General features: G+C 65.1%; 19 protein-coding genes and 2 tRNA genes. 2 read left to right on the forward strand and 19 right to left on the reverse strand.

What is annotated here, in order from left to right; genetic code table 11:
• Positions 1 to 28: 28 nt before the first annotated feature.
• The 10 genes from GGD61_RS13380 to GGD61_RS13425 form a co-directional block, all read right to left on the reverse strand.
• On the reverse strand, positions 29 to 793 hold the full coding sequence (locus tag GGD61_RS13380) for a PopZ family protein (RefSeq protein ID WP_183230776.1): 765 nt from the start codon (positions 791 to 793) through the stop codon (positions 29 to 31).
• 303 nt (positions 794 to 1,096) lie between these two features.
• Positions 1,097 to 2,482: a TolC family outer membrane protein gene (locus GGD61_RS13385; RefSeq protein WP_018320418.1), complete on the reverse strand. Its 1,386-nt coding sequence runs from the start codon at positions 2,480 to 2,482 to the stop codon at positions 1,097 to 1,099.
• Between the two features lie 205 nt (positions 2,483 to 2,687).
• Positions 2,688 to 3,341 (reverse strand): protein-L-isoaspartate O-methyltransferase, encoded by a 654-nt coding sequence (locus GGD61_RS13390; RefSeq protein ID WP_092258300.1) that lies wholly within the window; start codon positions 3,339 to 3,341, stop codon positions 2,688 to 2,690.
• A gap of 138 nt (positions 3,342 to 3,479) precedes the next feature.
• Positions 3,480 to 3,653: a hypothetical protein gene (locus tag GGD61_RS13395; RefSeq protein ID WP_018320416.1), complete on the reverse strand. Its 174-nt coding sequence runs from the start codon at positions 3,651 to 3,653 to the stop codon at positions 3,480 to 3,482.
• A gap of 216 nt (positions 3,654 to 3,869) precedes the next feature.
• A tRNA-Asn gene (locus GGD61_RS13400) sits at positions 3,870 to 3,944 on the reverse strand.
• Positions 3,945 to 4,080: 136 nt separating this feature from the next.
• A complete protein-coding gene (locus GGD61_RS13405) occupies positions 4,081 to 4,449 on the reverse strand; it encodes a hypothetical protein (RefSeq protein ID WP_092258303.1) in 369 nt (122 codons plus the stop codon).
• Positions 4,450 to 4,655: 206 nt separating this feature from the next.
• Positions 4,656 to 6,350 (reverse strand): flotillin family protein, encoded by a 1,695-nt coding sequence (locus GGD61_RS13410; RefSeq protein ID WP_092258307.1) that lies wholly within the window; start codon positions 6,348 to 6,350, stop codon positions 4,656 to 4,658.
• A 22-nt stretch (positions 6,351 to 6,372) separates the two neighbouring features.
• The gene (locus GGD61_RS13415) at positions 6,373 to 7,032 is read right to left on the reverse strand and encodes an OB-fold-containig protein (RefSeq protein ID WP_092258310.1); all 660 of its coding nucleotides are present in this window, start codon (positions 7,030 to 7,032) and stop codon (positions 6,373 to 6,375) included.
• Between the two features lie 10 nt (positions 7,033 to 7,042).
• Entirely contained in the window at positions 7,043 to 8,206 is a 1,164-nt protein-coding gene (locus GGD61_RS13420) for a PspA/IM30 family protein (protein ID WP_092258313.1), read from the reverse strand.
• 328 nt (positions 8,207 to 8,534) lie between these two features.
• On the reverse strand, positions 8,535 to 8,795 hold the full coding sequence (locus tag GGD61_RS13425) for a hypothetical protein (RefSeq protein WP_026202356.1): 261 nt from the start codon (positions 8,793 to 8,795) through the stop codon (positions 8,535 to 8,537).
• Positions 8,796 to 9,055: 260 nt separating this feature from the next.
• Here GGD61_RS13425 and GGD61_RS13430 point away from each other — a divergent pair, with 260 nt between their 5' ends.
• On the forward strand, positions 9,056 to 9,253 hold the full coding sequence (locus GGD61_RS13430) for a hypothetical protein (protein ID WP_018320410.1): 198 nt from the start codon (positions 9,056 to 9,058) through the stop codon (positions 9,251 to 9,253).
• Between the two features lie 82 nt (positions 9,254 to 9,335).
• Here the strand turns inward: GGD61_RS13430 and GGD61_RS13435 are convergent, their stop codons facing one another.
• The 9 genes from GGD61_RS13435 to GGD61_RS13475 form a co-directional block, all read right to left on the reverse strand.
• On the reverse strand, positions 9,336 to 9,482 hold the full coding sequence (locus GGD61_RS13435) for a hypothetical protein (RefSeq protein WP_018320409.1): 147 nt from the start codon (positions 9,480 to 9,482) through the stop codon (positions 9,336 to 9,338).
• Positions 9,483 to 9,681: 199 nt separating this feature from the next.
• Positions 9,682 to 9,755 (reverse strand) — tRNA-Cys (locus GGD61_RS13440).
• An 84-nt stretch (positions 9,756 to 9,839) separates the two neighbouring features.
• The gene (locus tag GGD61_RS13445) at positions 9,840 to 10,601 is read right to left on the reverse strand and encodes an ABC transporter ATP-binding protein (protein WP_183230777.1); all 762 of its coding nucleotides are present in this window, start codon (positions 10,599 to 10,601) and stop codon (positions 9,840 to 9,842) included.
• A 7-nt stretch (positions 10,602 to 10,608) separates the two neighbouring features.
• The gene (locus GGD61_RS13450) at positions 10,609 to 11,325 is read right to left on the reverse strand and encodes an ABC transporter permease (RefSeq protein ID WP_246785927.1); all 717 of its coding nucleotides are present in this window, start codon (positions 11,323 to 11,325) and stop codon (positions 10,609 to 10,611) included.
• Positions 11,326 to 11,524: 199 nt separating this feature from the next.
• Entirely contained in the window at positions 11,525 to 12,262 is a 738-nt protein-coding gene (locus tag GGD61_RS13455) for a tRNA-uridine aminocarboxypropyltransferase (protein ID WP_092258319.1), read from the reverse strand.
• Between the two features lie 37 nt (positions 12,263 to 12,299).
• Complete coding sequence (locus GGD61_RS13460) at positions 12,300 to 15,404, reverse strand: efflux RND transporter permease subunit (protein ID WP_092258322.1); 3,105 nt, start codon at positions 15,402 to 15,404, stop codon at positions 12,300 to 12,302.
• Complete coding sequence (locus tag GGD61_RS13465) at positions 15,404 to 18,553, reverse strand: efflux RND transporter permease subunit (RefSeq protein WP_092258324.1); 3,150 nt, start codon at positions 18,551 to 18,553, stop codon at positions 15,404 to 15,406. The genes GGD61_RS13460 and GGD61_RS13465 overlap by 1 nt, the downstream gene beginning before the upstream one ends.
• Before the next feature lie 37 nt (positions 18,554 to 18,590).
• Entirely contained in the window at positions 18,591 to 19,994 is a 1,404-nt protein-coding gene (locus GGD61_RS13470; protein WP_183230778.1) for an efflux RND transporter periplasmic adaptor subunit, read from the reverse strand.
• Positions 19,984 to 21,468: an efflux transporter outer membrane subunit gene (locus tag GGD61_RS13475; protein ID WP_092258330.1), complete on the reverse strand. Its 1,485-nt coding sequence runs from the start codon at positions 21,466 to 21,468 to the stop codon at positions 19,984 to 19,986. The genes GGD61_RS13470 and GGD61_RS13475 overlap by 11 nt, the downstream gene beginning before the upstream one ends.
• Before the next feature lie 722 nt (positions 21,469 to 22,190).
• Between GGD61_RS13475 and GGD61_RS13480 the strand changes: the two genes are divergently transcribed.
• Complete coding sequence (locus GGD61_RS13480) at positions 22,191 to 23,225, forward strand: cysteine synthase A (protein ID WP_092258333.1); 1,035 nt, start codon at positions 22,191 to 22,193, stop codon at positions 23,223 to 23,225.
• Positions 23,226 to 23,238: the final 13 nt, after the last annotated feature.

Raw genomic sequence — 23,238 nt, forward strand, 5'->3', positions numbered from 1 at the left:
AGGGCTTTATCGGGGCCGCAGGGCCGTATCAGCGCCCGCCGCGCGAGACCCGCTCGATTTCGGCCTTCACGATGCGTTCAACGAGGCCCGGCAAATTGTCGTCGAGCCAGGATTTCAGCATCGGACGCAGCATCTCCTTGACCAGATCCTCCAGCGTCCGCGCGTTGCTGCTGAGCACCGTATGAGCCAGGGAGTTGAAGGCGGATTCGACCGCTGAGACGGTGGACTGCGCGAGCATGGGTTGCTGCGGCGGCAGCGGCGGGGCATCGAAGTCCACCGGCGCGTAGGACGGCGCCGGCGTCGGGCGCGGCGGCGGCGATTCGGCGAATTCGAGATCGTCACGCGGCTCGACCTTGCGAAAGCTCGGCGGCGGCAGAGGCGGCGTCGGATCCATCGCCATCTCGTCGGTCAATTCGAGCACGTCGGGCTCAGGCTCGGGCTCCGGCTCAGGCTCGCGGACCTCCGGCGCGGTTGTGGCCGTATCCAGCCCCGCCAACAGCGCGTCGATGTCGTCCTGGCTGTTCGGTGATGCCTCCGCCGCAGGCGGTGGGGCCGCTGCCGGCTTTGCGGCCGGAGGTGGCTCAGGTTTTTCAGCGGCAGGCTTGGCAGGGGCAACCTTGGAGGGCGGAATGTCGTTCATCGCCTGCGGCTTGGGTGCGGGCGCAGCAGGAGCTGGCGCGGGCTTTGCGGCCTCTGCCGGCGGCGGCTTGGCCTCATCGTCGGCAATGATGCGCCGGATCGAGGCCAGAATCTCCTCCATCGAGGGTTCTGTGACCTTTGCAGGCTGCGTCATCTCCGACTCCACATCATCAACGCCCTCGCATGCGTTGTTTTACACCAAGCACGACAGGATTGGCCGGTTCCGGATGGGCGGCCCGACATTTTCGTCGCGGCAGCCCGACTTGTCCCCAGATCACGGCTCAACGTGCAGCGGTGCGCCCCTGCCCCCGGCACTCAAGCTTTACGCACACGGCATCACTGCGAGGCGAATCGACCCGCATCGTCTTGGCAAGGCTATGTCAGGGATTTTGATGATTGCAAGCAAAGCGCCGGTCGGCCTCGGCAATTCATGAGGCCGACCGGGCGAGTACGGGAATCAGCGCCCGTCAGGCGTACGCACGCCGGCCCAGCTATCGCGGACCTGATGGTAGTGAACGCTGGGATCGTAAACCGTGGTCGCAAGGCCGAGAACCTGCGGCGCCAGACGGCCGACGGCGGCGAGGACGTTATAGGATGCAACAACCCGGTCGTGCTGCGCAGTCACCAGCGCGACGCGCGCATTGACCAGCGCCTGCTGCGCGTTGAGGACGTCGAGGGTCGTGCGCTGACCGGCCTTGGCCTCTTCGCGCACGCCATTCAGCGCGATCTCGGACGCCGTCACCTGCGCCTGCGCGGACTGCACCTGCGCCTTGCCGGCCTGCAGCGAACCCCACCACTGCACGACGGTCGCGCGGGTCTGATCCCGCGTGTTTTCGAGGTTGAGACGTTGCTGCGCCAGGTTTTCCTTGGATTGCCGGATCAGCGAATATTCGCTACCGCCCTGATAGATCGGCACCGAGACCTGCGCGATCGCGGAAGCGCTGAGCGAGCGGTACTGAATCAAAGATTGTTCGTAGGCCTGGGTCACCCCCGCCTGCAGGGTGACCGTGGGCAGCAGAGCGCCCTCGGCAACCTTGACCTGCAAGAAATTGACGTCGATGCCGAACATCGCGGCGGTGACGTTCGGATGCTCGACGAGGCCGAGCTCGACCGCGGCAGCGAGCGTCGCGGGCAGGAAACGATCCACCGGCGAGCCGGGTGCCAGATTCGTCGGCTCGTTGCCGATGATGCGGCGGAAGTTCGCGCGCGTCGTGGTGAGATTTGCTTCCGCGGTCAGGGCCTGCGTCCTGCCAGCCGCCAGCTGTGCTTCCGATTGCGCAACGTCGGTGCGCGTCACTTCGCCGACGTTGAAGCGGTCACGAGTCTGCTTGAGCGTCTGCTCGAGCACCCGCACGTTGCTGCGCTGGACTTCGAGCGTCGCCGAGTCGCGCAGATAATCCATGTAGGTCGTGGCGGCCAGGAGCAATATGCTCTGATCGAGGCTGCGCAGCGCTTCGCGGGAGCCGGAAACCTGACTCTCCGCGGCGCGCGTCCTGTTGGCGGTCTGGTTACCGTTGTAGAGCGTCTGGGTGGCAGTCAGTCCCACGCTTCGGGGATAACCTTTACCGTTAATTGGATCGCTGTTGGAGGCGCTTTTGAAGTCCGAGTACTGAATGCCCCCGCTCGCCGTCAGCGAAACCTTCGGGCGATATCCCGAGAGCGCCTGCGGCACGTTTTCGTCAGTCGAGCGCACCTGGGCGCGCTGTGCGTTGAGCTGTGGATTGTTCTGATAGGCGCGCACCAGCGCGGACTCTATCGTGTCCGCCAAGGCAGGCGTCGGCCCGGCAAGCGCGAGCAGCAGGACCGAAACCGCAGCTCCGGTGAAGAGCTTCACCCCATGCATCCCAAAAATTCCGTTCATTCTAACGCCCGGCTCGTGCCCGCGAGCTGGGTTACCGTCTACGAGTGGAGTCGTTGCCCCGCCGCAACATAAGACGCGGTCAAGCGCGACGGAACTACCTGAGGGTAGTTCTCGGTGGAAACTCTTCACGTGCAGCATCCCGGCCACACTTCTGATTCAGAACGGGATTTTATCGCGTTTTGGGCCGTCAGAACACAAAGGCGGCAGCCCGTTCCAACCCGGGAAGGACCGGAGCGGCAGCGTCGAACAGGGCCCGATGGCCGAATTCACCATGGGTATGGGTCACGATTATGGCACGCGGCGGCCTCGATTCGGCTGACACCCCAACCAGACGCCCGCCCTCCTTCAGCTGCCCGAGCAGCGCTTCCGGCACGACCTCAGTCGCCCCATTGAGGATGATCACGTCAAAGGGAGCGGCGGACGGATCGCCTTCGGCGCAGGCTGCGGCCTTGCAGGTGACGTTGGCAAGGTTCAGGGCGGCCTTGGCTTTCGCGGCCAAAGCCGAATCGCATTCGGTGGCGGTGACCTGGCGTGCAAGCTTGGCGGTCAGTGCGGCGAGGTAGCCCGTGGCGCAGCCGACCACCAGCACGTTGTCGCCCTCGCCGATCTCGGCGGCCTGGAGCAGCTTGCCGGTCAGCTGCGGCTTGATCAGGAACCGCTTGGCCGCGCCTTCGCTCACGTCGAGGTCGAGGTCGAGATAAGCCAACGCCTGCCGGTCGGCCGGCACGAAGGCTTCCCGCGGAACCGTGAGCATGGCATCGAGAACACGACGGTCAGTGACGTCATTGGTGCGCACCTGGCCATCGACCATTTTGAGGCGCGCGGTCGAGAAACCGGACATTTGCGGACCCTGCAAAGGCGGACGATGCCGCGGACGAAATTCGCGGCATCTTTGGAGCATGCACGGCCAAAACGCAACACGGCCGTTAGCCTGCGCAGCTAAGGCCTCCGCATGTTACCGCATCAGGGTCGGGACGGATTATTCGATGGCCACCGCAAGGCGGCCGATCAGAGCGGCGACCTCATCCAGCCGCGCCGAATCGGGCGTCTCGACCGCACGCGCCAGACAGGCGAGGCATTCGTCGTCGCTGAGCTCGGGAATGTCGGCCGGCAGAATCGAGGGGGCCATATGGTCGACCTGGATATCTGGCATGGGAATCAGCTCCGTTAAGATCCGGCTATCGCGAAGCTCGATTTCAATTGAGTCGATTTGGCGCCGTCCGCATGGCGTGACGGAGCCAACCCACAACACATCTGCTTGAATGCGATTCCCAGCCGGGATCGCGAAAGCGCGGTTCAGAGGGCACGGCAACAAGATTGCACATCGCGCGAGAATGCGCTCGTAACCCGTTGAATTTGCGGAAGGATTTGGCTCCCCGGGCTGGATTCGAACCAGCGACCATCCGATTAACAGTCGGATGCTCTACCGCTGAGCTACCGAGGAAAAGGCGAACCAGTCGTTCGCGCGCGGCTGCGTATAACAAAGCCGCTTGCGCTTGCAAAGGACGAATTCGTCATCATCCGCAATGCGCCGGAGGAAGGCTGGGATGCCCCCTCCTCCGGGCCATGTCGGCCAAAGGCTACTCGGCGAGGAACGAGGTGGTCTTGGTGCCGGGATCGTAGCGCAGCCGAAGCGCGGTCATCTTGCAGAGGTTGACGTTTTTCCAGAGCACGGCTTCGTCGTAGTTCTGCCAGTCGACGCGGATGTTCCAGACGCAGCCCTCGTCGTCCTCGTCGAACTCGACATAGGTGCTGGCCTGGTTCTGCAAGACCTTCTCGAGCTCATTGTCCCATTCGTCCAGGCCATCGTCCGGCGCGTTGAAGCCCAGGAATTTGATGGCATAGCCGGTCTCGTTGACGACGGTGACGTTGCGGGCATCGGCCGCGAACGAGGGCACGGCGGCGATCGAAAGGCCGATCGCGATCAGTCCAGACAGAAAATATTTCATATGAAATTCCCCGATCGAAACAGGCTTCAGCGCCTGGCGTCGATCGGCGCAGGCGCCGCGGCAACCAATGTCGTTGCCTTGGAAGATCCGTCCGGAGTGCGATCGAAAGGTTCAAGACGATCGATCGTCACTCCGGCACGTTGCGCGACGCGAGACGCGCTCAGCCTGTTTATCGATTCGAATTCTCCGCAGCAATGAACGGGCATTCATAGATCGGCGGTGTTCGTCTTCTCCGGTGCCGGCGCGGGCACGGCGGCGCCGTTGCTCTTCCCGGTCACGGCGCCGACCAGCGCCTTCACGGGATCCTCGCCGGGCGCAAAGCCGCTCTGGCGCAGGATCTCGTCGATCATCGGACGCAGCGCGTGCACCTTGAGCAGCTCGCCAGCGAGGCCCTCGCCGAAGCCGACATTGCCTCCACTGGTGCCGTTGCCGCCGAACGCGCCGCCGGTGTGCAGGATACGGACGTCCTTCAGGTTGGCGATGGGCTTGACCATCTCGGCCAGCGCCGACGGCATCGTCTCGATCCGCTTCTTGGCGATCTCGAAGTCGATGACGTTGCTGCCGAGCTTGTTCTGCGCCTCGTTCTTCATGGTGATGACGGCCGCTTCCGCCTCGCCGATGTTGCGCACACCCACGGCCTTGATCTTGTTGGACTCGGCTTCCGCGGTGGCCAGCGTCTTCACGGCCTCGGCGCGATCGAGCGAGGCCTTCTTCTCGGCTTCGGCCGCGACGATCAGCTCCGTCGATTTGCGCTCGGCCTCGGTCCGCGCGGCCAGCACCTGGGTGAGACGGGCACGATCGGCGACCTCGACCGCGCGTGCGGTCACGACCTTTTCCTCCGCGGAGACCGCGATCGCTTCGGCGGTCTTGGCCTCGGCAACGGCCTCCGAGGTCTGCTTGCTCTTGGACGCGATCTGGATCTCGTTCTCTTGGGTCGCGATCTGGATCTCGCGCTGGGCGTCGGTCTTGCGCTTGTTGATCGCCAGATCCGACTCGATCACCGCGGTTTCCTTGACCTGCTTGGCGCCCGCCTCCTTCTCGGCGACCGCCCTGTCGGTATCGATGCGGGCATTCTCCTCAGTGAGGCGCGCGGTCTGCGTCGCGGTTGCGACCTCGGCGCGGGTGCTCGCGGTCTTGTTGGCGATGTCGCGCTCCTGCGACAGCTCGGCCTCCTTCTTGGTCCGCTCGATGCCGAGGGTCTGCTGCCGCGCCTCGAGGTCCTTCTGGGCGATCGCCACCTCGTTGTCGCGCACGATGGCGTTGCGGTCACGCCGGCGCGTCTCGGTGACGGTCTTGAGCTGGGTGAGACCTTCGGCGTCGAAGAAGTTTTCCGGGTTGAAGAACTTGACGTCGGTCTGGTCGAGCTTCGTGAGCGACACGGATTCAAGCTCGAGGCCGTTGGATTTGACGTCGGATTCGACTGTCGCCTGCACATGTTTGACGAAGTCCGAGCGCTTCTCCTGGAGTTCGAGGATGCTCATGGTCGCCGCGACCGAGCGCAGGCCGTCGACGAATTTCGCCTCGACCTGGTTGCGCAGGGCTTCGGCGTCATTGGTCAGTGCGCCCAGCGTCTGGCTCGCAAGCGCGATACTCTCATCGTCGGGCCGGACGCGCACGTAGAATTCGGCGACGATGTCGACGCGCAGCCGGTCCTTGGTGATGAGGGATTCCCGCTCCTTGCGTTCCACGGTGAGCCGAAGCGTCTTCAGATTGACGCTGGCATAGGAGTGGAAGATCGGCAGGATCATGGCGCCGCCGTCCAGCACGACCTTCTTGCCGCCGAGGCCGGTGCGCACGAAGGCCTCGTCGCGGGTGGCGCGCTTGTAGAGGATGGTGAAGACGATCCCGAGGACGACGATCAGCGCGACGCCGATCATGGCCGGGACTGCGATGTCGAACATGATGCTCTCCGATAATGACTTGCTAGCTGTTTAGAGTGGGCTTGGAAGGTTTGAGTTCATCGTCGGCCTTGACCGCCACGAAGCGGGTGCCGTCGCGATCGACCAGCAGGACCATCGTTCCCTGTGGCAGGGGCGATGACGCCGGCGCCGCAACCGCCCAGACGAAATGGCGGTTGCCGTGGACGTCGGCGACGCTGACCTTGCCGGGCGGCCCCTGGTCGAGCGGGCCGATGACAACCTCACCGATGCGGCCGACGAGATCCCCTAAGCCGACGGCATAGCTTTCATCCTTGGGGATGACCCGCGCGATCGCCCTGCTGGCAGCGCGGACCACCGGAACCGAGATCACGACGGCCCCCACCGAGGCCACTGTTGCCGGCAAGGGCCCCGCAACCATTCGCGCGATGTCCTGGATCAGGAAGCCGGTGATGGAGAAGGCGCCGAGCAGCAGCAACAGGAAGATCAGAAGCGGCACGCCGCCGACATTGATCCAGGAAATGGCGTTGATCACGCCATTGTCGCTGGGGTGACCGAAATCGATGTTGGTCCCGAGCATTTCGCTCAAGGAAGCCCCGACCAGCATCGAGACCACTTCGATCGAGCCGACGATGAGGATCATGGCCGCCGCGATCGCGAACGGCCTGACCTCCGGCGACATGACGTGTTCGAGCAGAGCGCTCATGACACGACACTCAGGAGCGCGACTTCAACCGCGCGAGCCTCGCCGCAATTTCCTTGTCGCGATGCAGCGTGCTGAGCTCGTCGATGTCGCTCGAATAGGGAATGCCCGGCGGCACGCCGGTGGCGCGTGCCACCGCCCTGCCCGCCCGCAGCGCCTTCGCTGCCGCAGAGCCGCCGCCCTGTTTTCGGGATGACGTCGAGGCCTGATGGCTTGCGGCCGCCTCGCTCTTTTCGAGATCGGCACGGCGCTGCTCGGCGTCCTGCAGCGCAGACAGCACCGCGCGCAGCGAGGTGATGCATTGCTCGATCTTCTCGTTGTTCTCGTCGATGGCGCGGGAGAGCACATCGAACTGGGCCTCCAGATCCATCTGGCGCGCGATGCCGGCGCGGGCGAGATCGTCGCGGCTGTCAGCGATCGCGCCCTCGATCTTGGGCGCGAGATCGGCCATCTCGCGTTCGATCTCGGTGCGGCGCGCGTTGAGGCGATATTCCTCGGCACGCGCAGCGGCGAGCGCGTCGCGCGCTTCGCTCTCGGCGCGCTCGATCTCGCGGATGGCCTGGCTGACCACTTTCAGCTTGTTCTTGCCTTCGGCCTGCTCGATCGCGTCATAGGCGATCCCGGCGATCAGGCGCCCGACCCGGGACAGGAAGTTTTCGGGAGTGGCAGCGATGGTATCCATGGCGTTCTCCTCCTCTGGCAGATTGTTCGGCGTGACGCCGTAGTGAACTTCAAAGCCGTCGTCGGTGCGGATGAGGCGAGCGGGCACGCTCTGCCCCCAGCCCTCGGCATAGCCGGCATAATCGAAGGGCACGCTGAAGCGCCCTTGCACGGTCGCGATCGAAATGGTGGCCGGGCCCTTGATCTTGGCGAGCTTGTCGTCGAGCGGCAGACGGCGGCCCTGTGCCGCGCGATACTCGGCGCGGTCACGCAGGCCCAGCGTTACCAGGCGCGAGGGCAGCGCGGTCTGTTTGCGGATCGGGTCATAGGCGTGGGCATGCAGCAGGACGACGTTGGAGCCGACATTGTGGCTCCGCGCGACCTCATCGAGGATCTCCATCATGCGGTCATAGGCCTGGAAGGTCGCCTCCAGTGCAGTCTTGGCGGCCGGATCGGGGGCAAGCCTGTAACGCAGCGCGGACGGCGCGTTTCGGGGCGACTGGCTCATGGAAAGCACTAAAGCACCATTTTGGTGCTTTAGGAAGAGGAGGCCTGATCACGTTTCCCTGATCCTATGCACGCTTACTATTAGTCGTTGTGCCCGGGACGCACGTTCAAGCCGGGCGTTCACCCCTAGATCACACCCGATCAAGACTTCTTGCACGCGCGGGTTGCAATTTGAGACGAAATGCAGCGAGCGCTCGGCAAGCCCGTCTTCTCTCACTTTCTCTCACTCGCATCGGCTCAAAGGCTATCCACAGCCTGTCCGCAGCATATCCACAGAACCGCTATCGCGAATTCGTCAGCCGACGCGAGCCACTTGCTGCGCACACATCCACAGGCCCTTAACCGCCGGCCTGATCGAACACGCTGCGGCAGGCTTCGCTCAGGCTCGAGCGGTTGCGCCGCAGGCACGCGGTGATGGCGCGGACGTTGGGTATTTCGCCGGCGCAGAGCCGGTAGACGTCGGGCGTGCAGGCCCGGCGCTGCTCGGCTGTCCCCTGCGCGTGGGCGGTGGAAGCAAACAGCGTCAGGAACAGCCCGACCGTGGAGGCGCGGCGGGCCCGACTCTTTACACCCGCAAACCGCAAGAACCTCGCCTTCATGACCAGTCTCCCGTTCGCCCTGCCCGCTCCGGCCTGCATTGGGCCGGTAGGCGAAGGGGTTAAGAGAAATAAACCGCCGAGGATGTGATCTCTTTCACACTGCCGGCGCAGCGGAGGAACCTAGAGTTTCCTGGGGGATTTTCACAAACCGCTAACCAATCGGGACCCGATCGCCGGATCGTTAAAATGCGAACGATCCGCTCAACCGGGTAACAAACCGGCTTTGCGACATTGCGCCATCCGCGTTCTGCGAGGGTGCGATGAGAAGCGAAGCCGAATTCAACTTGCTGCTGGATGCCGTCCGGGACGCCATGGTCATTGAAGACTTTGCTCCCGCGCCGGAGGAGGAATTCGTGCCCCGCTCGTGGAGTTTTCACGCGACGCCCAAAGCCGCCAATGACAATGAGGGCGCCTGGCCCCTTCTGCCGTTCCCCGACGGCTGGTACGCGGCCTGCTGAAGCTGCTTTCACCCTGAGCCGAGCGCCCGCTTCGCGGGCGTTTTGCCGTAGGCACTGGGTGTGAAACCCGGCGCTGCGCCGATCAGGTCTTGATGCGATCCTCGCCATCCTGCGGCACCCGGTCGGGTGCGGCCGATGGAAAGATGCTGTCATAGATCGCGCGAGCCTCGCGAATGAGGCGGGCCCGCTCCAGCTCGGATTTCGGGACAAATCGGACGATGTCGCCCACGGGTGCTCCAGCGCTCGTTGATGTCAGTCGCATCGCTTCGCAGATGCGAAGTCTATGCCAACGAGACTGAATCGGGGGGCCAGCGAGCTCCGGACAAATCCGGAGATCGATCCGCCTCTGAGGTCGGCAGAACGTTGCGCGCAGCATCAGCGGAGCCGGCGGCGAGATCGAATTGTGCTGGGAGATCAGAGGGATATGATGGAGGCCACGACCAGAATTGAACTGGTGTACACGGTTTTGCAGACCGTTGCGTAACCACTCCGCCACGTGGCCCCGTAAGGCCGGAGCAATATAGGGGATGAAGGGTTTAGGCAACCGCCTTCGTCCGATTTTGGCCGTCAGGGGATCTTCGAACCGCTACGCGTTCCTCCCGCCGGACCCCGCCAGATATCGCGCGAGAATCGTATCGGTTGCGCCGGCCGCGATGATCTTCCCCTGCTCCAGCAGGATCGCCCGGTTGCAGGTGCTCTGGATCAGCTCGATGTCATGCGAGGCGAGCACCAGGATGCCGGCGCGGGCGACGATTTCATCCAGCCGCTGCCGCGCCTTTTTGCGGAACTGCTGGTCGCCGACGCCGATCCATTCGTCGAGCAGCACGATCTCGCCCTCGACCGCGGTTGCGACCGCGAAGATCAGGCGCAGCATCATGCCGCTGGAATAGGTGCGCAGCGGCAGGTCGAGGCGGTCGCCGAGCTCGGTGAACTCGGCAATCTCCGCCCGCCGCGCGTCGATCTCGGCGCGCCGCGCGCCGATCACGAGGCCGCGCCGCATGATGTTCTCGTATCCGGTTGCTTCCTCGTCGAAGCCGGCCTGCAAATCGAACAGCGACAGGCAGCGGCCGCGTACGTCGATGCTCCCCGCCGTCGGATGGTAGATGCCGGCGAGAACCCGCAGCAGCGTGGTCTTGCCGGCGCCGTTGGCGCCGATGATGGCGAGGTGGTCGCCGGCGCGGATGTCGAGGCTGACCTCGTTCAACGCCGTGATGAGGTGCGAGACCGCCGCCTTCCGCCGCAGCGTCACGGCGCTGACGAACCGGCTGCGCAGCGAGCGGTCGCGAAACGACAGCACGGGAAACGTGACCGAGACGTCGCGAAGCACGATGTGGGCCGTGATCGTCATGCGCGCATCACAGCCAATACGCCACACGATGGCGGTATTTTGCGTAGCAGCCGAGGCCGATGACGGCCACGACGATCGCATAGAGGGCCCCTAACAGCCATTGCTCCGCATCGGTCGGCTGCGACAACAGCGGCCGCCGCACCAGATCGAGCAGCGTCGCGAACGGATTGACCCGCGTCAGCCAGTGAAACGCGGTGCCGCGCGCGCTGTCCTCGGTCCAGATGATCGGCGTGAGAAAGAACACGAATTGCAGGCCGCTGACGATCGCCGAACCAATATCGCGAAAGCGCGCGCAGAGCATGCCGAGTGCGACCGAGCCGCCGAGCAGCGTGAGGAACAGGATCGCGAAGCCGGGCAGCGCGAGCAGCATGCTCCAGCGCAGCGGCCAGGGCATCACGACGTAGAGCAGCACGACGATCACCAAATGATGCGCGAAGATGAGGACGTTGCGCGCGATCATCTGGAGGACATGAACGATCAGCGGGGCCGGCACCGCCTTGATGAGATGGCCGGACGCGACGAAGATGTTGGAGCCCTCCTGGAGCCTCGTGGCGATCAGGGTCCAGACGATCAGGCCGACTGCGAAGGACGGCAGGAAGGTGGCGATGTCCTGCTTGAACAGGGCCGCATAGACGGTGCCGACGCTTGCGATCGTCGCGGCCAGCGTCAGCGTGATCCAGAGCGGGCCGATCACGGTCCGGCGGTAGCGCAGCGAAATGTCCATCAGCGCGAGCGTGCCCCAACGATCGGGCCGCGCCGCCTGTGCCAGGATTTCCTTCGCTGCGAGCTGAATTCGACTGCCCCTCAGGTTCTCGCTCTCCGATGCCGCAACAGGAGAGGAGATCGTAACCGGTTTCGGCCGATCGTCTCTAGACGCCCGGCTGTCGCGGTGCAATCGACCGTACAGATGATGTGGGCCGAAGTCAGGCTCGTTTGCGCCGCCGGAAGTCGCGCCGGCCCTTCGGGGCAGGTTTTGGCGCCAATTCCGGCATCTCGGCCTGGACCTCGCGATAGCGTGTTAACAGGCGTTCAAAGCTCGCATTCAGCGTCTCGGCGATGTCGGGACGCCGCTCGAGCCCGGCGAGAATCGTCGCCGCGGCCTCGATTGTCGAGAGCCCGTCCTTGCGCGGCTCCTTGCGCAGACGGCCATAGCGCGAGGGGTGCGCCGGGTTGAGGATGACGCGCTGGCATTTCAGCATCCAGGGATTGCGCCACCACAGCGCCTTGGCCTGGCTCCAGGTGCCGTCGAGCAGCACGACGCCTTCGAGCTTGCCGAGGATCGCGCGCTGGTTCTCCGCGACCTCGCCCTTGCGGTTGAGCGCGACGATCTCGCCTTCCGCTTCGAGATCGGCGGCGCGGGCCGAGCCGAGATAGAGCACGGCCCAACGCGCGGCATTCTCGACCGGCCGTCCCAACGCCTTGGACAGGCTCGGCCAGGACAGGCCGACCCGCACCGTGGCATCGGCAAAATGCCTGGCAAGCAGGCGCGCGGTGCCGAGCGCCCTGTCCTGCTCCTGCGGGTGCTGGAGGATCAGGAGTGAGAGGCGATTCTCGATTGGCGTGACGCTGTCGCAGATGCACAGCGGCATCGGCTTCTGGCAATGCGGGCACTCGGGGATCGGATCGGCCGGCGCGGCGGCCGTGTCTGGCGGGTTCGACATGGGCGCCGCTATACGCTTGATGCGGCGCTTCAACAACCTATTCCGCCGGCGCAGGCACCGGGCGCGGCACGGACCGGCGCCGCAGGCGATCGATCAAGAGGTAGATCACCGGCGTGGTGTAGAGCGTCAGGATCTGCGAGACGAACAGGCCGCCGATGATGGTGATGCCGAGCGGACGGCGCAGCTCCGTGCCGGGGCCGGTCGCCACCACCAGCGGAATGCCGGCGAACAGCGCCGCCATGGTCGTCATCAGGATCGGCCGGAAGCGCGCCTGGCAGGCCTCGAAGATCGCTTCCGCCGAGGACAGGCCGCGCTGGCGTTCGGCGTCGAGCGCGAAATCCACCATCATGATGCCGTTCTTCTTGACGATGCCGATCAAGAGGATGATGCCGACGAAGGCGATCACCGTCAGCGGCGTGTTGGTGAGCTGCAAGGCGAGCAGCGCGCCTAACCCCGCCGAGGGCAGCGTCGAGATGATCGTGAGCGGATGGGCGAGACTCTCATAGAGCACCCCGAGCACGATATACATCGCCACGAGCGCGCCGAGGATCAGGAGCGGCTGGCGGCCGCTGGTCTTGGCGAAGTCGCCGGCATTGCCGTCGAAGCTGCCGCGGATGCCTTCGGGCATGTGAAGTTCCTCCACCGCCCGCTGGATGTTCTGGGTCGCTGCCTGAAGCTGCACGTCCGGCAGCAGGTTGAACGACACCGTCGTCGAGGGAAACGACTGCGAGTGATAAACCGCGAGCGCGGCCAACCCACGCGTCGCATGCACCACGGCCGACAGCGGCACCTGCGCGTCGTTCGCGCCGGCAACGTAGATGCGCTCGAGGTTGGAGGGATCGACCTGGAACTTGGGATCGATCTCCAGCACGGTCATGTACTGGTTGCGCTGGGTGTAGATGATCGAGATCTGCCGCTGCGAGAAGGCGTTGTTCAGCGCGTTGTCGATGTCCTGAACCCTGACGCCGAGTGCCGAGGCCTTCTGGCGATCGATGTTCAGGGTCAGCTGAAGCCCGCCGGGATCGCGGTCGCTGGAGATGTCGGTGATACCCTCGACGCTCTCCATGCGCTTGGCCACGATCGGCGCCCACTTCTGCAGCAGACCGAGGTCGGTGCTGGTCAGCGTGTACTGGAAGTCGGAATCACTCTGCCGCCCGCCGGCACGGACGTCCTGGGCAGCGAACATGAAGAGGCGAATGCCGGGCACGGGGTACAGCGCGCGCCTCAGACGGTCGATCACGACCTGCGTCGAGACGTGGTCGCGCTCCTCCGGCGGCTTCAGGCTGATATACATGATGCCGCGGTTCGAGGTCGCTCCCCCCGGCCCGCCTCCGGCGCCGACGGTCGAGCCGATGCCGGCCACGGCCGGATCCTGCATCACGATGTCGGCGAGCCGCTGCTGGAGACCGAGCATCGACTGGAACGAGATGTCGGCCGAGGCACGCGTCGCTCCGATCACGAAGCCGGAATCGTCGGTCGGGAAATAGCCCTTGGGGACCTTGATGTAGAGCGTCACCGTAAGGCCGATGGTGGCGAAGAACACCAGCAGCGTCGCCAGCGGATAGTCCAGCACGGTGCGCAAGGTCCGGGCGTAGAAGGCGACGATGCGCGACAGCGAGCCCTCGATCACCCGATCGAACAGCGTCGCCGTGCCGGACGTGGCCTGCCGGATGTAATGAGCGCAGATCATCGGCGTGACCGTGAGCGACACCAGCGTCGAGACCAGGATAGCGAAGGTCAGCGTCAGCGAGAATTCGCGCAGCAGGCGGCCGACAATACCGTCCATGAAGATCAGCGGCGTGAATGCCGCGATCAGCGACAGGCTGATCGAGACCACCGTGAAGCCGATCTGCTTCGCGCCCTCCTGCGCCGCCCGGAACGGCCGCATGCCGTGCTCGAGATTGCGGTACATGTTCTCGATCATGACGATGGCGTCGTCGACCACGAAGCCGACGGAGATCGCGAGCGCCATCAGCGACAGATTGTCGATCGAGAAGCCCGCGACCCACATGCCGGCGCAGGTGCCGGCCAGCGCCAGCGGCACCGAGATGCCGGCCGCGATGGTCGGCGTCAGCCTGCGCAGGAACACGAACACCACGACCATCACCAGGACCGCGGTCGCCAGCAACGTCCATTGCATATCGAGCACGCTGGCGCGGATCGTGCCGGTGCGGTCGACCAGGGTGGAGATCTCGACGCCGGCCGGAATCCACTGCTTCAGCTGGGGGACCAGCGCCTTCACCCTGTCAACGGTGTCGATGACGTTGGCATCGCCCTGCTTGGTGATCTGGATCAGCACTGCCGGCTGCTTGTTGAACCAGGCGATCGAGCGGGCGTTACGGACGGAATCCTCGATGTCGGCGACGTCGGACAGGCGCACGAAATTGCCGTTGGCGCTCTTGATGACGATGTCGCGGAACTCTTTCGCCGTGCGCATCTGCTTGTTGAGCGCCAGCGTCTCGCTCTGGCGCTCGCCGTTGAAGATGCCGACAGGACCGAGCGGGTTGGCGTTGACGATCGCGGTCCTGACGTCGTCGGTGGCGATGCCGGCGTTCGACAGCGCGACGGGGTTGAGCTGGACCCGCACGGCCGGCTGGTCGGCGCCTGATACCGTGACGTCGCCGACTCCAGGCACCTGCGAGATGCGCTGCGCCAGAACCGTGTCGGCGACATCGTAAATCGCGCTGGCGGAGAGCGTCTTCGAGGTCAGCGCCAGGACGAAGACGGGCGCGCCGGCCGTGTTGGCCTTGCGGAAGCGCGGCAGCGTCGGCAGGTCGCTCGGCAAATCGACCATCGCGGCGTTGATCGCCGCCTGCACGTCGCGCGCGGCCTTGTCGATGTTGCGGCCGATGTCGAACTGGAGCTGGATGCTGGTGTTGCCGAGCGTCGAGGTCGAGGTGATCTGATTGATGCCCGAGATCTCGCCGAGCCGCCGCTCCAGTGGTGAAGCCACCGTGGCCGCCATAACCGACGGGTCGGCGCCGGGCCGGCTGGCCGAGACGAAGATGGCGGGGAAGTCGACGTTCGGGACCGAGGCGACGGGAAGGAAATCGTAGGCGACCACACCCAGCAGGAACAACCCGATCGACAGCAGCGTGGTGGCAACCGGGCGGCGGATGAAGGGCTCCGAGATCGATGCCATCACTGCATCCCCTCGGTCGCGCCCGCGACCGGCGGGCCGCCGGATTCGGCCGGCGGCAGCGCCTGCTCGAGGCGGCGGTTGATGCGGTCGAGCGCGAGGTAGATCACGGGCGTGGTGTAGAGCGTCAGCAATTGGCTGAGCAGCAGCCCGCCGATGATGGAGATTCCGAGCGGAAACCGCAGCTCGGCGCCGGTGCCGCTCTCGATCGCCAGCGGCAAGGCGCCGAACAGCGCCGCCAGTGTCGTCATCATGATGGGACGGAAGCGCAATAGGCAGGCCTGCACGATCGCCTCGTTCGGCGACATGCCCTGCCCGCGCTCGGCCTCGAGCGCGAAGTCGATCATCATGATCGCGTTCTTCTTGACGATACCCATCAGCAAAATGATGCCGATCAGGCCGATCACCGACAGGTCCTGCCCGCACAACACCAGCGCCAGGATCGCCCCGACGCCGGCCGAGGGCAGCGTCGACAGGATCGTGATCGGATGGATGTAGCTCTCATAGAGCACGCCGAGCACGATGTAGATCGTGATCACGGCCGCAAGCAGCAGCCAGGGTTGTCCCGCCAGCGCCTTGGCGAACTCAGCGGCATCGCCGGCATAGACGCCGACGATGCTGTTGGGCATTTCGATCCGGGTCTCGATCGCTTTCACGGCCTCGACGGCATCGCCGAGCGCGGCGCCCGGCGCGAGATTGAAGCTGAGCGACACGGACGGGAATTGCGCCTGGTGTGAGATCGCGAGCGGGGCCGTGGTGCGCTTCAGCGTCGCCACGGCCGACAGCGGCACCTGGGCATTGGGCGCGCCGACTGTAGTGCTCGCGGCGCCCGGCAGATAGAGTTTTGACAGGATCGAGGGATCGCGCTGGTACATCGGCAGCGCCTCCAGCACCACACGGTACTGGTTGGCCTGGCCGTAGATGGTCGAGATCTGGCGCTGCGCGAAGGCATCGTTGAGCGTATCGGTGATGCCTTGCAGGCTGACGCCGAGCTGGCCCGCGCGGGTGCGATCGACGTCGAGCTGCGCCCGCAGGCCGCCTTCCTGCGCCTCCGAGGAGACGTCGCGGAACAGGGGATCGCGCCGCATCTCCGTAACCAGCTTGCGCGCCCATTCCGACACCAGCGCCGCATCGGTGCCGGTGAGCGTGTACTGGTATTGCGAGCGGCTCGACTGGGTCGAGATCTGCACGTCCTGCACCGGCTGGAAATAGACGGTCATGCCGGGAATGCCCGCCACCCGCTGCTTCAACCGGCTCACGACCACGCTGACATCATCGCGCCGCTCGCCGCGCGGCTTCAAGGTCATGACGAGCCGGCCGACATTGGTGGTCGGATTGACCGAGCCGGCGCCGATCACCGAGACCACGCCGACCACGTCAGGATCCGCCTTGATGGTGTCGGCGACCTCGCCCTGCCGCTTCTGCATCTCCGCGAACGACACGTCCGGCCCCGCCTCCGTCACCGCCGTGATCGAGGCAGTGTCCTGCAGCGGCAGGAAGCCTTTTGGCGCAACGACGTAGAGGACGAGGGTCGCAATCAGCGTGGCGAAGGTCACGACCAGCGTGGCGCGCTGGCGCTCCAGCACCCAGAGCAGCGTCCGGTGATAGGCCTCCACGGTGCGGTCGATGAAGCGACTGATGGCGGCGAGGCCCGGCACCGCCAGCTCCTCATGGGCGTGCTTGAGCAGCCGTGAGCACATCATCGGCGTCAGCGTCAGCGAGACCACGGCCGAGGTCACCACCGCGATCGTCAAGGTCAACGCGAATTCACGGAACATGCGCCCGACGAGGCCGGACATGAACAGCAGCGGGATGAAGACCGCGATCAGCGACACCGTCAGCGAGATCACGGTGAAGCCGATCTCGCTGGCACCCTTCAGCGAGGCCTCCATCGGCCCGTCGCCGTTCTCCATGTGGCGGACGATATTCTCGATCATGACGATGGCGTCGTCGACGACGAAGCCGGTGCCGATCGTCAGCGCCATCAGCGACAGATTGTCGAGGCTGAAGCCGGCGAAATACATGATGCCGAAGCTGGTGATCAGCGACAGCGGCAGCGCCACGCCGGCGATCAGGGTGGCCCGCAGCGAGCGCAGAAACAGCAGCACCACCAGCGTCACCAGCACGACGCTGAGAACCAGCGTGAACTGCACGTCGTGGACCGAGGCGCGGATCGTGACGGTGCGGTCGGAGACGATGGTGAGGTTCACCCCGGCCGGGATCGCGCGCTGCACCTTGGGGATTTCGGCGCGGATCTGGCTGACGACGTCGATGACGTTGGCGCCGGGCTGGCGCTGGATGTCGATGATGACGGCGGGCGTGCCCTGGTACCAGCCGCCGGTGCGGTCGTTCTCGAGGCCATCGACGATCTGCGCGACGTCGGCGATGGTGACCGGCGAGCCGTTGCGGTAAGCGATGATGACCGGCTTGTAGGCATCGGCGGCGGCGATCTGGTCGTTGGCCGCGATGATGTAGGATTGCTGCGCGCCGTCGAGCGAGCCTTTCGGCCCCGAGACGTTGGCATTGGCGATCGCAGTGCGCAGATCTTCCATGGCGATGCCATAGGCGGCGAGCCGCGCCAGATCGGCCTGGATGCGTACGGCCGGCTTCAGCCCGCCCAGCACCGAGACCCGTCCGACGCCGGAGATCTGGCTCAGCCGTTGCGCCAGGAGCGTGTCGGCGATGTCGCTCATCGCCCTCAGCGAGATGGTGTCGGAGCGCAGCGCCAGCGTCATCACGGGGGCGTCCGCCGGGTTCACCTTGGCGTAGGTCGGCGGATAAGGCAGCGTCTTGGGCAGCACGCCCGCCGCTGCGTTGATCGCGGCCTGCACGTCCTGGGTCGCGCCGTCGATGTCACGGTTGAGATCGAACTGGAGCGAGATCTGGCTGACACCGAACGAGCTCGTCGAGTTCATCGCCGACAGCGACGGGATCTGGCCAAGCTGCCGCTCCAAAGGCGCGGTGATCAGCGAGGCGATCACGTCGGGGCTCGCGCCCGGAAGCTGCGTGGTCACCTGCACGGTCGGGAAATCGACCTGCGGCAGCGCCGAGACCGGCAGCGCGAAATAGCCCAGCAGCCCGCCGATCAGCAGCGCGATGCCGAGCAGTGAGGTCGCGATCGGACGGCGGATGAAGGGTTCGGAGACACCCATGGGATCTGCCTGCCGCTTCAAGCGGCTGTTGTCGGGATCATGGCTGCTTGGCTCCACTTCCCGCGGCCCCCGGCCCCGGGGCCGGCCCGGTCTGCCCCTTTTGGTCGCCCTCGCTGCTCTTGCGCTTGGCGCGGAACTCGCCGTCCTTACCCTGTCCGTCCTTCTGGTGCTCCTTCTGCCCTTCCTTGGCACCATCCTTCTTCTGGGCGTCAGGCCCGCGCGACCGCTTGCGCGGGGCGAGATCGGCCGACGGGGTCTGGTCGTCGCGGCCGATGGTCACCTTGGAGCCGTCGGACAGATTGGCAAAGCCCGTGGTGACGACCCTGTCGGTCGCCGACAGGCCGCTGGCGATCACCGCGTCATGCTCGTTCTGCTGGGTCACGGTCACGGGCTTGGCCGAGACGATATTGTCCTCGCCGATGACATAGCTGAACGTCCCGATCGGGCCGCGCTGCACGGCCGAGGTCGGCACCACCAGCGCCTGAGTCAGCGTCTCGACCTTGAGACGGACATTGACGAACTGGCCCGGCCAGAGCTGGTAGTTGGCGTTGGGAAACTCGGCCTTGAGCTTGAGCGTGCCGGTGGTCTGGTCGACCTGGTTGTCGATGCCGGTGAGCTTGCCGGTATCGATCACGGTGATGCCGTCATTGCCGAACACGTCGACCGCCAGCGTACCCTTCGACGCCGCGGCGTTGACGCGCATGATTTGTTGCTGCGGCAGGCTGAACCATACCGCGATCGGCTGCAATTGCGTGATCACCACGAGGCCCGTGGTGTCGGCGGCGTGGATGATGTTGCCCTGGTCGACCTGGCGCAGGCCGGCTCGCCCTGAGAGCGGCGCCACGATCTTGGTGTAGCTCAGCGTCGCCGCCGCGTTGTCGATCGCAGCCTGGTCGGCCTTGACCAGCGCCTCGGTCTGCGCGACCAGCGCGCGCTGGGTGTCGGCCTGCTGCTTGGAGCCGGCGTTGGAGGCAGCGAGCTGCTCGTACCGTGTCAGGTCGATGCGCTGGTTGGCGAGTTGGGCCTGATCCTGCGCCTTCTTGGCGACCGCCTGGTCGTAGGTGGCTTGGTAGAGCGCGGGATCGATCTCGCCGAGCAAGTCGCCCTTTTTGACGTCCTGCCCTTCAGTAAAATTCACGGCGATCAGCTTGCCGTCGACCTGCGAGCGCACAGTCACGGTGTTGAGCGCGCGGATCGCGCCGACGCCGTCGAGATAGACCGGAACGTCCTGAACGCGGGGCGTCGCCGCCAGCACGGGCACCGGCAGGTCCGGCCGCGCGTTGCGGTCGGCAGCCGGCTTCTGGTGCATCGCGTTCCAGCCGAGATAGCCGAGGCCACCAAGGATCGCGAGCGTGATCAGGGTCATGACGAAACCGCGGCCGCGCGACTTCTTCGCCGTCCCCTCCTTCGCGTCCTGCTTGGTATCCGGCTTAAAGAGCATTGACCGGTTTCTCCATTCGCGGCTCCCAGCCGCCGCCGAGCGCCTGATACAGGCTGACGATGGCGAGCAAGCGGGCCAGTTGCGCCTGTGACAGCGCGTCTTCCGCCTGGAACAGGGTCAGTTGAGTGTTGAGTACAGTCACGATGTCGGCGGTGCCGGCGCGCAGTTGCTGCTCGGAGAGATCGAAGGCGCGGCGTGAGGCGACGACGACGTCGCGCTGCAATTGCAGCTTGATCGTGGTCTGCTTGATCGAGAACAGCGCATTGTCGACGTCGGCGAACGACTGGATGATGGTCTTGCGGTAGGTCTGGAGCAATTCGTCCTGCCGCGCCTTGGCCAACTCGAAATTGCCGAGGATCTTGCCGCCGTCGAAGATCGGCTGCGTGGCGCTGCCGACGAGCTGGAAGAAGGCCGCATGCGGCTGGAACAGCGAGACCAAAGCCGAGCTCTGATAGCCGCCATTGCCGGTGAGCTGAATGGTCGGAAAGAACTGAGCACGGGCATTGCCGATATTCGCCGTCGCCGAGGCAAGCTGCGCCTCCTGTCGGCGGATGTCGGGCCGCTGCGTCAGCAGCTCCGAAGGCAGGCCGGGCGTGACGCGCGGGATCGCGATCCGGTCCAGCGAGCCGCCGAGCACGCGCACGCTTTCCGGCGGGCGCGAAACCAGCACGGCGAGCGCGTTGACGTTCTGGTCCAGCGTCTGGCGCAGCGGCGGCACCAGGGCTTTCTGGTTGGCAAGCACGCTCTCCTGCTGGGCGACGTCGAGATCGGTGCCAGTGCCGGCCCTGCGCCGCTCCCTGACCGCATCGAGGATGCGCTGCGCGCTCGCAATGTTGCGCTGTGAGGTCCTGATGCGGTCCTGCGAGGCCAGCACCTGGAAATAGGCGTTGGCGACGGCCGCCAGCGTCGTCAGCGCGACGGTGTCGCGGTCAAAGCGATTGGCGTTCGCCGTCTCTTCCGCCGATTGCAGCGCATCGCGATTCTGGCCCCAGAAGTCGAGCTGGTAGCTCGCGCTCAGCGAGGCCGAATAATTGACGACTTCGCGGCCGCCGATGGAGAGGCCGGACGCGCTGGAGCCCGAGGTGCGCGAATAGGTTTCCGATCCGCCTGTCGAGACGGTCGGCAGCAGCGCAGCCCCCGCCTGCCGCGCCTGGGCGTCGGCCTGGACGATGCGCGCAACGGCGGCGGCGATGTCGAGGTTGACGGTTTGCGCCTCCTCCATCAGCTGCGTCAGCTCCGCGGAGCGGAACCCGCGCCACCAATCCAGTGACGGCGGCGCATCACCCTTGCCCGCGTATTTGTACTGCGTGGGAACGTCGAGGGCGGGATCGGGAAGATCCTGGGTCAGCACGCAAGCCCCCGAACCGGCGGCAAGGCACATCACCGCAATCCAGCGCGCCGCGCGCAGCGTCCGGGATGCAGGACCTTCAGACCGCCGCATGGCGATCGCAGGAACATCCTCTGTCACATCCATCCCCCGCCGGGCAGATCGAACCGCCGCGCAGCCGGATTAGCCGATTCGCGGCGCGACAGTCGGGGGGCTTTGGACAACTCGTTCACAGCGGCGATGCTTTCTGCGGAACCTCGAAAATCATACTAGCCGGGCGCTGAACTGCGGGACAGTCCCGCAGTTGCGAGATGGCCACGCCGACGAAGTGGAAACGAACCGCTCGAAATTCAAAAGACGGCTGTCTCGCAGGGAGTTTTCTCATTTTGAAACGTTGGGATACACGATCAAGCTTACCAAGATTTCATGTGATATTGCTGCCACAGCGGCACTTGGGCGTTTCCATCCGACCGCACCACGCCCCGCCTCAGTCGCGCCCTGGCTGAGTAATCTCACAAGCCCGTCAATCGCCGAATAGAAAGCCGTTCCTCGGGCCGATATGATTCGACCATCCGGGCGTCATCCACGGCCCTCGATGGCGAGAAGCTTCGGCCTTGGAAAAAGTTTGTCGCGAGTTGGCTGGTCACGACTGTCATCTTCCCTGGCCTGACGGAGCGCAGGCGTTTCCTCCTATCGATATCCCGGCTTGCGGCCGAGCGCATCGCCGCCGGGCGCGCCTCTTGGGAATATTGCTGTTTGAGCAGAGGTTTCGCTCGGTTTCGCCGCAACGCAAAAGCCTTCCCCTTTGGCCTCCCAAGCACTACGTTCTCGCCAACCAGATCAACCCCCTTGGTAGCGATTTCCCTGACATGACCATTCGAAATGACGTTGTCGAAGCCATCGGCAACACCCCGCTGATCAAGCTGAAGCGCGCCTCGGAACTGACCGGCTGCACCATTCTCGGCAAGGCCGAGTTCATGAATCCCGGCCAGTCGGTCAAGGACCGCGCCGGCAAATGGATGATCCTGGAGGCCGAGAAGCGCGGCGAGCTCAAGCCGGGCGGTCTCGTGGTGGAATCGACCGCCGGCAATACCGGCATCGGCCTTGCGGTCGTCGCCAGCGCGCGCGGCTATCGCACCCTGATCGTGATCCCGGAAACGCAGAGCCAGGAGAAGAAAGACTTCCTGAAGCTGTGCGGCGCCGAGCTGATCGAGGTGCCGGCCCTGCCCTACGCCAACCCCAACAGCTACCAGCATGTCGGCCGCCGCCTCGCCGACGAGCTGCGCAAGACCGAACCCAATGGTGTGCTGTTCGCCGACCAGTGGAACAACCTCGACAATGCCAAGGCGCATTACGAGTCCACCGGACCCGAAATCTGGGAGCAGACCGGCGGTAAGGTCGACGGCTTCGTCTGCTCGGTCGGCAGCGGCGGCACGCTGGCTGGTGTCAGCCGTTACTTGAAAGAGCAGAACAAGAACGTGCGGATCGCATGCGCCGATCCGCACGGCGCCGGCATGTATGAATACTTCAGGACCGGCGATCCCAAGGCGACGCCGGGTGGCTCGATCACCGAGGGCATCGGCCTCAACCGGGCGACCGCCATCGTGGAGACCGCGAAGGTCGATGATGCCTATCTCATTCCCGATGCCGAAGCCGTTGGCGTGATCTACGAGCTGCTGCAGCACGAGGGCCTGTGCCTCGGCGGCTCGACCGGTGTCAACATCGTGGGCGCAATGCGCCTCGCCAGGCAGCTCGGGCCCGGCAAGACCATCGTCACCGTGCTGTGCGATTCCGGCAGCCGTTATCAGTCGAAGCTGTTCAACGCGGACTTCATGCGCGCCAAGAACCTGCCGGTGCCGGAATGGCTGGAGAAGCGCAGCAACATCAAGCCGCCCTTCGTGTGATCGTCACGCGCCC

The sequence above is a fragment of the Bradyrhizobium sp. SBR1B genome (genome assembly GCF_014198205.1).
GTDB lineage: Bacteria > Pseudomonadota > Alphaproteobacteria > Rhizobiales > Xanthobacteraceae > Bradyrhizobium.

Coding starts and splice junctions, on each gene's coding strand:
- GGD61_RS13380 (WP_183230776.1), bottom strand. CDS start 793: ATGACGCAGCCTGCAAAGGTCACAGAACCCTCGATGGAGGAGATTCTG.
- GGD61_RS13385 (WP_018320418.1), bottom strand. CDS start 2,482: ATGCATGGGGTGAAGCTCTTCACCGGAGCTGCGGTTTCGGTCCTGCTG.
- GGD61_RS13390 (WP_092258300.1), bottom strand. CDS start 3,341: ATGTCCGGTTTCTCGACCGCGCGCCTCAAAATGGTCGATGGCCAGGTG.
- GGD61_RS13395 (WP_018320416.1), bottom strand. CDS start 3,653: ATGCCAGATATCCAGGTCGACCATATGGCCCCCTCGATTCTGCCGGCC.
- GGD61_RS13405 (WP_092258303.1), bottom strand. CDS start 4,449: ATGAAATATTTTCTGTCTGGACTGATCGCGATCGGCCTTTCGATCGCC.
- GGD61_RS13410 (WP_092258307.1), bottom strand. CDS start 6,350: ATGTTCGACATCGCAGTCCCGGCCATGATCGGCGTCGCGCTGATCGTC.
- GGD61_RS13415 (WP_092258310.1), bottom strand. CDS start 7,032: ATGAGCGCTCTGCTCGAACACGTCATGTCGCCGGAGGTCAGGCCGTTC.
- GGD61_RS13425 (WP_026202356.1), bottom strand. CDS start 8,795: ATGAAGGCGAGGTTCTTGCGGTTTGCGGGTGTAAAGAGTCGGGCCCGC.
- GGD61_RS13430 (WP_018320410.1), top strand. CDS start 9,056: ATGAGAAGCGAAGCCGAATTCAACTTGCTGCTGGATGCCGTCCGGGAC.
- GGD61_RS13445 (WP_183230777.1), bottom strand. CDS start 10,601: ATGACGATCACGGCCCACATCGTGCTTCGCGACGTCTCGGTCACGTTT.
- GGD61_RS13450 (WP_246785927.1), bottom strand. CDS start 11,325: ATGGACATTTCGCTGCGCTACCGCCGGACCGTGATCGGCCCGCTCTGG.
- GGD61_RS13455 (WP_092258319.1), bottom strand. CDS start 12,262: ATGTCGAACCCGCCAGACACGGCCGCCGCGCCGGCCGATCCGATCCCC.
- GGD61_RS13460 (WP_092258322.1), bottom strand. CDS start 15,404: ATGGCATCGATCTCGGAGCCCTTCATCCGCCGCCCGGTTGCCACCACG.
- GGD61_RS13465 (WP_092258324.1), bottom strand. CDS start 18,553: ATGGGTGTCTCCGAACCCTTCATCCGCCGTCCGATCGCGACCTCACTG.
- GGD61_RS13470 (WP_183230778.1), bottom strand. CDS start 19,994: ATGCTCTTTAAGCCGGATACCAAGCAGGACGCGAAGGAGGGGACGGCG.
- GGD61_RS13475 (WP_092258330.1), bottom strand. CDS start 21,468: ATGGATGTGACAGAGGATGTTCCTGCGATCGCCATGCGGCGGTCTGAA.
- GGD61_RS13480 (WP_092258333.1), top strand. CDS start 22,191: ATGACCATTCGAAATGACGTTGTCGAAGCCATCGGCAACACCCCGCTG.